This is a genomic window from Lentzea kentuckyensis, assembly GCF_002150765.1.
In the GTDB taxonomy this organism is placed as follows: Bacteria; Actinomycetota; Actinomycetes; order Mycobacteriales; family Pseudonocardiaceae; genus Lentzea; species Lentzea kentuckyensis.
This window is the reverse complement of sequence record NZ_MUYM01000146.1, coordinates 1-9,081: the sequence shown is the minus strand read 5'-3', so window position 1 is coordinate 9,081 and position 9,081 is coordinate 1. Positions and strand designations below refer to the sequence as shown.

Below are 9,081 nucleotides of genomic sequence, written 5' to 3'. Positions count from 1 at the left end.
GGTTGTGGACAGGTCGCGATCACTCGCGCCTCGGGGACGGGGAATTGTCGGGGGTCTATGGGAGACTGTCGGGTCCTCCCGGCAGCACCACGACACCCAGCACGCCTGGGCCCGTGTGCGCGCCGATCACCGCGCCCACCTCCGAGATCACGCATCCGGTCGAGCCGGGCAGACGTTCGTCCAGGCGGGTGGCCAGTTCGGCGGCACGTTCCGGAGCGGCCAGGTGGTGCACGGCCAGACCGACGGGGCCGTCCCCCGCCGCGGCCGCCGCCAGATCGACCAGACGTCCCACGGCGCGGCTCATCGTGCGCACCTTCTCCAACGGCACGATCCGGCCGTCGTCCATGTGCAGCAACGGTTTCACGGCCAACGCGGTCCCCACCAGAGCCGCCGCGGTGCCGATCCGGCCACCCCGGCGCAGGTGCTCCAGCGTCTCGAGGCAGAAGAACATCCGGGTCTGCTGGGCAGCGGACGTGGCCGCGTCCTCCACCTCGGCGTGTGAGCGCCCGGCCGCGACGGCCGCACACGCGCGCAACACCGCGAACCCGAGCCCCATCCCCGTCGAGCGCGAGTCGACCACGCGAATGCGGGAGGGATCGACCTCCTCGGCCGCCAGCCGTGCTGCCTCCCACGTGCCGGACAGCTCACGAGAGAGATGCACGGACACGACCGCGTCCGACGACGACAGCACGTCCTGGTAGACGGAAGCCATCTCTCCAGGTGTGGGGCGGGACGTGGTCACCCGGCGGTGCTCGGCGAGGGCACCGGCCAGTTCGAAAGGGCCGAAGTCGACGCCGTCGAGGCGTCCCGCACCGTCCACCGCGACGTGCAGCGGCACCACGGTGATCGAATGGCGCTTCGCGAACCCCTCGGGCAGGTATGCCGTGGAGTCGGTGACGATGGTGATGCGCACGAGCGACGAGCCTACGGGGCTCACTCCTCCGAGGGACTCAACGCCACGGCCGAGATCACTGAGGCCATCGCCTCGGCCACCAGCTCGTGGCCCTTCCAGCCCCAATGCATCCCGTCCGGATTTCCGGCGCCGGACCGCACGTGCTCCCCGATCACGGCCGGCAGGTCCACCAACGGCACTCCCGCACCTGAGGCCCAGCCCCGCACGGCGGCAACCGCAGCCGCGTGTCCGCCGTGCACGAACCCGTACGAAGGAGCGCGATGCACCGACGGCACGATCCCGACCGCCGGCATCGTGTACTGAAGGTTGCGCACCGACTGCAGCGAGTCGCGGAGATACCGCGCGGTCAACGCAGGAGGCAACGCAACGCGCGCGTAGGGCGCCAACCGCGGTTGAGCCGCCGTGTAGCCCTTACGCACCCACCGCCGTAGCCAGTCCGGCCGCACATAACGCAGCCCCTCGCGCAGGTACGTGGGCAACGGCGAGGGCAACGTGTCCATGCTGCCCACGGCGAACACCAACACGTCCGTACGAGGCAGCAACGACCAGATCCGAGGGTCGCCGGTCAACGCCCACCAGGCGTCCCGGGCGGTCCACCCGAACCCGGCCGCCAGCTCCGCCGAACCGCCCAGCGAGGCGGCACAGAGGTTGTGCCACAACCGCGGGTGGTCAGCGGGCAACGGCCCTTCCGGACCGAAGAACGACAGCGAGTCCCCGAGGACGAGCAGTCTCAACGCGTGGTGCCCGCGTTGTACGACGTCAGCCGCCAACGGTCGTTACGTCGCGTGAACACGGTCCAGTGGCAGTTCGAGATGCCGCCGAGCTGCGACCAGCTCTGCACCGGCAGATCGAGCAACCGCCCGGTCAACGCGCTGATCAGGCCACCGTGCGCGCACAGCATGACGGTGCCGGAGAACTCCGCGTCGACCTCCCGCACGACCTGGATGGCCCGCTCGGCCACCTCGACGCGCGACTCGCCGTCCGGCGGCGTGAAGGTGGGATCGGTGCGCCAGATGGTGACCTGACCCGGCCACTCCTCCTCCACCTCCGCCAGGTTCAAGCCCTGCCACTTGCCGAGGTGGGTCTCGCGCAGCCGTTCGTCGATCCGCAGCGGGATGTCCGTCGACGACGTGAACACGCCGGCGGTGTTGCGCGCGCGTTGCAGGTCGGAGGCGACCACGATCTCCGGTTCGAACCCGGCGAGCACCGGCACGGCGAACCGGGCCTGGTTCAAGCCGGTCTCGGTGAGCGCCGAGTCGAGATGACCCTGCAGACGACCTGTCGCGTTGTAGTCGGTCTCACCGTGCCGCCACAGCACGAGCCGGCTCAGGGCCATCAGCTACCTCATTCAGCCGTGGAGTCGGCGGGGACGTCCGCTTCGAACTCGATGCGCGGGCAGTCCTTCCACAACCGCTCCAGGCCGTAGAAGCTGCGCTCCTCCGTGTGCTGCACATGCACCACCACGTCCACGAAGTCCAGCAGGACCCACCGGCCCTCACGGGCTCCCTCGCGGCGCACCGGCTTCGTACCGGCCTCCCGCAGCTTCTCCTCGATGTTGTCGACGATCGCGCCGACCTGCCGCTCGTTCGGAGCGGACGCGATCACGAACACGTCCGTGATCACGAGCTGGTCGGAGACGTCGAGCACCGTCACGTCGTGCGCCTTCTTGTCGGCCGCTGCGTTCGCCGCGACCAGCGCCAGCCGTCGTGCCTCGTCGGTGGCTGCCACGTCACTCCTCTGACTTCCGGCGGGCGTCGATACGCCCACACGAGTTACTGAGGGTACCGGCGCGCGCCAACGGGTACTTCGCGCGCTTGCATGACGAAGGCCACCTCAGCGCCCTGAGGTGGCCTTCACCTGTGCCGAAGCTTAAAGCGGGCGGACCTGCTGGGCCTGCGGCCCCTTCTGGCCCTGACCGACCTCGAACTCGACCTTCTGGTTCTCCTCGAGCGAACGGAAACCCTTGGACTGGATCTCCGAGTAGTGCACGAAGACGTCAGCCGAGCCGTCGTCGGGGGCGATGAAGCCGAAGCCCTTCTCGGCGTTGAACCACTTCACGGTGCCTGTAGCCAAAGTCTTGCCTTCCACGAACCAGCAACAACCCGATGATTGTTGCTCCCCGCGCCCACGAATGCACGCAAAATCCACTCGAACGTGGTTACGACTCGGAGTACAAGCCCGTTTTCGCGATGTATTGGACGACCCCGTCGGGGACGAGGTACCAAACCGGTTGCCCCGAGGCGGTGCGAGCTCGGCAGCCAGTTGACGAAATGGCCATGGCCGGTATCTCGACGCGCGACACGACCCCTGGCGGCAGATGGTGGTCGTCCAGCGTGTAGCCCGGACGGGTGACGCCGATGAAGTGGGCCAGCTCGAACGCGTCCGCGGCTCGTTTCCAGGACAGGATCTGCTCCAGCGCGTCGGCGCCGGTGATGAAGAACAGGTCGGCGTCCGGGTACTGCTTCTTCAGGTCGGTGAGCGTGTCCACGGTGTAGGTGGGGCCGTCGCGGTCGATGTCGACGCGGCTGACCGAGAACCGGGGGTTCGAGGCGGTGGCGATGACCGTCATCAGATAGCGGTCCTCGGCCGGAGAGACCTCCCGCGACGCCTTCTGCCAGGGCTGACCCGTCGGCACGAAGATCACGCGGTCCAGGTCGAACCTGGCCTGCACCTCGCTGGCGGCCACCAGGTGGCCGTGGTGAATGGGATCGAACGTGCCACCCATGACGCCGATGCGCATCGAAACAGCGTAGACCGGCGTCGGGCCGCTCCCGTGGCCTGACGCCGGTCGTGCTGATCACACCGCACGGCCCAGGGGGAGGACGGGCCGTTCGGGTCGCGGCCCACCCCGAAGCAGAGCCGCGTACCGGAGGAACGCCCTCTCCCGTCCCCCATTACGCGGTTCGGTGAAGATTTTTCCTCACCAGGCCACTACGAGCTTCAAAGGGCCCCTGACCAGCGATCCCTTGCGGAACTCGACGGGTTCCGCCAACCTCAGGCCCGGCATCCGGCGCAGCAACGTCCCCAGCGCGACCTGCAGCTCCATCCGCGCGAGCTGCGAGCCGAGGCAGAAGTGGATGCCGTGCCCGAACTGCAGGTGCTGGCCCACTTCTCGGTCGAGGTCCAGCTCGGCGCCGTTCGGGTACACCGACTCGTCGTGGTTCGCCGACGACACGACCACCAGCACGGCGTCGCCCTCCTTCACCAGCGCGTTTCCGACCTGGACGTCCTCGGTCGCGATGCGGGTGAAGCCGGCGCCGCTGCCCAGCGGGATGAACCGCAGCAGCTCCTCGATCGCGTTCGGCAGCGTCTCGGGGTGGTCCTGCAGCCGTTTCATGGCGTCCGGGCGCTCGAACAGCGTCACGACGCTGTTCGCGAGCATGTTCGCCGTCGTCTCGTGTCCCGCGACCAACAACGTGATGCCGAACCGCACGAGCTCTTCCTCGCTCAGCCGGTCGTCGTTGTCGCGCGCGACGACGAGCGCGCCCATCAGGTCGTCCGTGGGATGCGCACGGCGTTTCGCGATGAGTTCGGTGAAGTAGGCGTGGAGCTTCATCATGCCGTCCATCGCCTCTTCGGGCGTGTAGCCACCGATGGTGGACAGCACCTGGTTCGACCACTTGCGGAACTCGTCGCGGTCCTCGAACGGCACGCCGAGCAGCTCGCAGATGACCGTGATCGGGAACGGCATGGTGAAGCCCTCGACCAGGTCACCGGGGTTGTCCAGGCGGTCGAGCAGCTCGTCGGTGATCTGCTGGGCGCGCGGCCGCAGCTCTTCGATGCGTCGCACGGTGAACGCCTTGGACACCAGGCGGCGCATGCGCGAGTGGTCCTCGCCGTCGTGCGTGAGGATGGACCCGCCCGGCGCGATGAGGGGCTGCATCCTCGGCACGTCCTGGTTGATCGTTCGCGCTCGGCTGAACCTCGAGTCGCCCAGGACGAACTTGGTTTCCTCGTAAGAAGTGACGAGCCAGCCCTCGCCGCCGAACGGGTACGTCACGCGCGAGACAGGCTCATCACGCCGTAGACGTTCATAGGTCGGATCGAGGGCCAGGCCGTCAGGTTCGGAGAACGGGTAGGTGGGAGCCATGTCTCCGAAGGTAGAGCTACGCCTTCGGACGCGTGTGACCTTCGCCCCAGACGACCCATTTAGAGGATGTCAGCTCGGATAGGCCCATCGGACCGCGGGCGTGCAGCTTCTGCGTGGAGATGCCGATCTCCGCACCCATGCCGAACTCGGCGCCGTCGGTGAACGCCGTGGAGGCGTTGACGAACACGGCCGCCGCGTCCACGCGTGTGGTGAACTTCCGGGCTGCCGCAACGTCGTTCGTCACGATGGCTTCGCTGTGGCCGGAGCCGTACGTCGCGATGTGCTTCACCGCTTCGTCCAGCGAGTCGACGACCTTCGCGGCGATGTCGAGGCTCAGGTACTCGGTGCCCCAGTCGTCGTCCGTCGCCTGTTCGACGTTCGGCTGCTGGGCGAACTGCTCGTCGCCGTGGATGGTCACGCTCTCGTGCTGCAACGCCTTGGTGATGCGCGGAACGAACTCCGCTGCCACGGCCCTGTGCACCAAGAGGGACTCTGCTGCGTTGCACACGCTCGTGCGTCGCGTCTTGGCGTTGAGGACGATGGCCTCGGCCATGTCGAGGTCGGCATGCGAGTCCACGTAGACGTGGCAGTTGCCGACACCGGTCTCGATCGTGGGAACCGTCGCCTGCTCGACCACGGCGTTGATCAGCCCGGAGCCACCGCGCGGAATCACCAGGTCGACCAGGCCGCGGGCGGTGATGAGGTGCGTGACGGACGCGCGGTCGTGGCACGGCAGCAGCTGCACGCAGTCAGCCGGCAAGTTCACGCTTTCGAGTGCATCACGCAGGACGGCGACGAGCGTGGTGTTGGAGTGCTCGGCGGTCGAGGAACCCCGCAACAGCGCGGCGTTGCCCGACTTCAGCGCGAGACCGGCGGCGTCGACCGTGACGTTCGGGCGCCCCTCGTAGACCATGCCGACGACGCCCATCGGGACGCGGATCTGCTTGAGCTCCAGCCCGTTCGGCAGGATGCCGCCGTTGAGCACCTGCCCGACCGGATCGGCAAGCCCCGCAACGGTTTCCAGGCCCACGGCCACGCCTTCGATGCGGTCTTCGGTCAACGTGAGGCGGTCCAGGATGTTGTCCGGAAGGCCCGCGGCCTTGCCCGCTTCGAGGTCCTTCTGGTTGGCCTCGATGATCTCTGGCGCGCGCTGGCGGAGGGCGACGGCCATCTCGTGCAGCGCGGCGTCCTTGCGCTCACGGGTGGCGAGGACGAGTTCGTCGGCGGCGACGCGGGCGCGGCGGGCTGCGGCGTGCACCTGGTCGCGCAGGTCATCAGTCACGCCACACAGCTTACGACCTGCGACAATCACAATTGTCAGACCCGCCTGGCAAGCTTGCTCCCCATGGACGACATCGCACTGCGAGAACTGGCGGAGGAACGGCTCCGGGCACTGGCGGGTCCGGAGGCCGTGCTGCGCGAGGATCAGTGGACGGCGATCCACACCCTCGTGGCCCAGCGCCGCAGAGCTCTCGTCGTCCAGCGCACGGGCTGGGGCAAGTCGGCCGTGTACTTCATCGCGACGGCGTTGCTGCGCCAGCTCGGTGAGGGCCCCACGGTCATCGTGTCGCCACTGCTCGCGTTGATGCGCAACCAGGTCGACGCCGCGGCCAGGGCGGGCGTGCACGCGGTGACGATCAACTCGGCGAACACCGACGAGTGGGACGCCGTGCAGGAGCAGGTCGCGGCCGGCGACGTGGACGTGCTCCTCGTGAGTCCGGAACGGCTGAACAACCCCGACTTCCGAGACACCGTGCTCCCCTCGCTGACGGCGTCCGCGGGCATGCTCGTCGTCGACGAGGCGCACTGCATCTCGGACTGGGGCCACGACTTCCGACCGGACTACCGCAGGCTGCGCACGTTGCTGACCGAACTGCCACCGGGCGTGCCGGTGCTGGCGACGACGGCGACGGCCAACGACAGGGTGGTCCACGACGTCACCGAGCAGCTGGGACTCGGCGCCGACGAGGGCACGCTGGTCCTGCGCGGACCTCTCGACCGCGACAGCCTGCGGTTGCACGTCGCGCAGCTGCCGACCGCCGAGTCCCGCCTGGGCTGGCTCGCGGAGCAACTCGACCGGCTGCCGGGGTCCGGCATCATCTACACGCTCACGGTCGCGGCGGCGGACGACATCGCGGCGTTCCTGTCGTCACGCGGCTTCCCCGTGGCCGCGTACTCGGGCAAGACCGAGCCAGCCGAACGCGAACGCGCCGAGGAAGACCTGCTGAACAACCGGGTCAAGGCGCTGGTCGCCACCTCCGCCCTGGGCATGGGCTTCGACAAGCCGGATCTGGGCTTCGTCGTCCACCTGGGCGCGCCTTCGTCCCCGATCGCCTACTACCAGCAGATCGGCCGGGCGGGCCGCGGCGTCGAACGCGCCGAGGTGATCCTGCTGCCGGGCCACGAGGACCGCGACATCTGGGCGTACTTCGCGTCCCTGGCCTTCCCGCCCGAGATCGTGGTGCGCCAGGTGCTCTCCGCACTGGACGGCGCGGGCAAACCCCTCTCGACGGCCGCCCTGGAACCGATGGTCGAGCTCTCCCGCAGCAGGCTCGAGGTGGTGCTGAAGGTGCTCGACGTCGACGGCGCGGTCCGCCGGGTGCGCGGCGGCTGGGAATCGACGGGCCGCCCGTGGGAGTACGACGGCGACCGGTACGCGCGCATCGCCGAGGCGCGCAAGGCCGAGCAACAGGTGATGATCGAGTACCAGCGCACGTCGGCCTGCCGGATGAAGTTCCTGCAGGACCAACTGGACGACCCAACGTCCCACGCCTGCGGCCGCTGCGACAACTGCACCGGCGACCGCCTCTCCGTCGAGGTGTCCGACGTGGCAGCAGGCGCGGCCCGCGAACGCCTGCTCCGCCCAGGCCTGGACGTGGCCCCGCGCAAGATGTGGCCGACCGGCATGGCCGCCATCGGCGTCTCGCTCTCCGGCAAGATCCCACCGTCGGAAACCGCAGCAACCGGCCGCGCCCTCGGCCGCCTCACCGACATCGGCTGGGGCAACCGCCTCCGTGACCTGCTGGCCGACGGCACCGACCGCGAAATCCCCGAAGACGTCTTCGCAGCCTGCGTCAAGGTGCTGACGGCATGGGGCTGGGACGACCGCCCAGTAGGCGTCGTAACCGTCGGCTCCCGCCGCCGCCCCACCCTGGTAGGCAGCTTCGGTGAGCGCATCGCGTCCATCGGCAGGCTGCCGTTCCTCGGCACCGTGTGGCTCGGCGAGTCGACCCACCGAGCCAACAGCGCCCACCGCCTGGCCGGCCTGGTCCAGTCCGGCGAGGCACCTGACGTGTCCGGTGTGGACGGTCCGCTCCTGCTGGTGGACGACCACATCGACACCGGCTGGACGATGACCGTGGCGGCCCGCATGCTCAGGAAGGAGGGCGTGCCCGCAGTCCTGCCGTTCGCGCTGGCCGTGACGAACTGACCATTCCGCGCCCGGCCTGCCATCGAAGGCGCGCAACGCGTGAGGGCACAAGGGCGAGCAGGGCGAGGCACGGCTTTGGAAGGCAGCCGCATGGTGACGCGGCGATGCCGCGTGGTGATGTGGCAAGGCCCGCAGGGCGACGCCGCGAGGGTGCGGCGTGAACAGCAGGTGCGGCGCGGGCGACAGGTGCGCCGTGACAGATGCCCATGACGGGCCCGCGCGTGTGGCAACGTCGCGCTGGCCAGCGCGACGGGCCGGTTCGCCCGTGGACAGCGCACGGGTTGAGGCGCCGCGGGCATGCCCACGCCAATGCCGCGCTGGGTAAGGCGCGGATGGGTTAGCAAGGGCGCCTGCCCCACCAGGTGACAAGCGGATGGGTTGGCAGGGCCTTGCCGCGCCGGGTTGGCAGGAGCGCCTGCCGCGTGGGGTGAGAATCGGCTGGGTAGCGGTTATGCACCCGCGCGTCGCGATTGGGCTTTACCTTGAGGGGGCGGGATGCTTCCCTCGTGGGCTCGGCCGGGGCGCTTTTCACCCCGGCTTTTGAAGGCCGTCTATGCGTCCCGCCAGAGGCTCGAGGTCAAGCCCCAATCGCAATCGTCGCGCAGCGGCGATGGACCCCCACCCTCGGTAAGGCCCGCGCAACCACCC

General features: G+C 69.0%; 9 protein-coding genes. 1 reads left to right on the top strand and 8 read right to left on the bottom strand.

Annotated elements, in window-relative coordinates:
• Positions 1-55 precede the first annotated feature (55 nt).
• From B0F77_RS43730 to B0F77_RS43695, 8 genes are all read right to left on the bottom strand, one after another.
• Positions 56-913 (bottom strand): DegV family protein, encoded by an 858-nt coding sequence (locus B0F77_RS43730; RefSeq protein ID WP_086668976.1) that lies wholly within the window; start codon positions 911-913, stop codon positions 56-58.
• 20 nt (positions 914-933) lie between these two features.
• Positions 934-1,647: a diglucosylglycerate octanoyltransferase gene (gene octT, locus B0F77_RS43725; protein WP_086668975.1), complete on the bottom strand. Its 714-nt coding sequence runs from the start codon at positions 1,645-1,647 to the stop codon at positions 934-936.
• Entirely contained in the window at positions 1,644-2,249 is a 606-nt protein-coding gene (locus B0F77_RS43720; RefSeq protein WP_086668974.1) for a histidine phosphatase family protein, read from the bottom strand. Before B0F77_RS43720 ends, octT begins: the two co-directional genes overlap by 4 nt.
• Positions 2,250-2,257: 8 nt before the next feature.
• Positions 2,258-2,641 (bottom strand): ribosome silencing factor, encoded by a 384-nt coding sequence (rsfS, locus tag B0F77_RS43715; RefSeq protein WP_045316502.1) that lies wholly within the window; start codon positions 2,639-2,641, stop codon positions 2,258-2,260.
• A 141-nt stretch (positions 2,642-2,782) separates the two neighbouring features.
• Positions 2,783-2,986 carry a transcription antiterminator/RNA stability regulator CspE gene (gene cspE / locus B0F77_RS43710; RefSeq protein WP_030468099.1) on the bottom strand — a complete coding sequence of 68 codons (204 nt, stop codon included), beginning with the start codon at positions 2,984-2,986 and terminating at the stop codon, positions 2,783-2,785.
• An 85-nt stretch (positions 2,987-3,071) separates the two neighbouring features.
• Complete coding sequence (gene nadD / locus B0F77_RS43705; RefSeq protein WP_086668973.1) at positions 3,072-3,653, bottom strand: nicotinate-nucleotide adenylyltransferase; 582 nt, start codon at positions 3,651-3,653, stop codon at positions 3,072-3,074.
• A gap of 180 nt (positions 3,654-3,833) precedes the next feature.
• Positions 3,834-5,003, bottom strand: coding sequence for a cytochrome P450 (locus B0F77_RS43700; RefSeq protein ID WP_086668972.1), 1,170 nt, complete (start codon positions 5,001-5,003; stop codon positions 3,834-3,836).
• Positions 5,004-5,019: 16 nt separating this feature from the next.
• Positions 5,020-6,318 (bottom strand): glutamate-5-semialdehyde dehydrogenase, encoded by a 1,299-nt coding sequence (locus tag B0F77_RS43695; protein WP_211294336.1) that lies wholly within the window; start codon positions 6,316-6,318, stop codon positions 5,020-5,022.
• 30 nt (positions 6,319-6,348) lie between these two features.
• On the opposite strand from B0F77_RS43695, the gene B0F77_RS43690 reads away from it, so the two are divergent.
• Positions 6,349-8,433 (top strand): RecQ family ATP-dependent DNA helicase, encoded by a 2,085-nt coding sequence (locus B0F77_RS43690; RefSeq protein ID WP_086668970.1) that lies wholly within the window; start codon positions 6,349-6,351, stop codon positions 8,431-8,433.
• The last annotated feature ends 648 nt before the right edge of the window (positions 8,434-9,081 follow it).